This is a genomic window from Oleiphilus sp. HI0079, from assembly GCF_001635105.1.
In genome coordinates, this window is sequence record NZ_LWFT01001047.1 from 1 (window position 1) to 658 (window position 658).

Here is a 658-nt window from a genome sequence, read left to right on the forward strand (position 1 = left end):
TCGTGCGTTCCGTTTGCGTTATGAGACCTTGCAACACAGTCACGCCATGCAAAAGGCCGGTATTCGGGGCTTGCTCGGTTCCAGAACGAGTTTATTGGCGCACCAATTGTATATCGCGCGTAGCGTCGCTGAGCGTTTTGCACCGCGTGTTCTTCTTGCTGATGAAGTGGGACTTGGTAAGACGATCGAGGCTGGCATGATCATTCATGCTCAGCTGCAGCGAGGACTTAGCTCACGTGTTCTGATTTGTGTTCCCTCTACCCTTATTCACCAGTGGTTGGTCGAGATGTTGCGCCGGTTTAATCTGCGCTTCTCTATCTTTGATCAAGACCGCTGTGACTCGCTGATTGAAGAGGGTATCGATAATCCGTTTGAATCAGAACAGCTAGTTCTTTGTGATTTGTCAGCGCTTACTAACAGCGAGCAATTGCGTCGCTATGCGAGTGAGGCTGCGTGGGATCTTTTTGTGGTTGACGAAGCGCATCATCTTGAATGGTCTACAGAGCATGTCAGTGAAGAGTATCGCTGTGTAGAAAGCATTGCGCAGGCAAGTCGCGGTGTGTTGCTGCTGACGGCAACGCCCGAGCAAGCAGGGTTGGAGAGCCACTTTGCGCGCTTACGTTTGTTGGACCCTGATCGCTTCCATGATATTCAAGCT

1 protein-coding gene is annotated in these 658 nt (G+C 51.1%); it reads left to right on the forward strand.

Annotated features, from left to right (window positions below; translation table 11 throughout):
* Nucleotides 1-658, forward strand: a 658-nt coding sequence (locus A3750_RS18790; protein WP_197475152.1) for an SNF2-related protein, incomplete at both ends; no start/stop codon positions are given.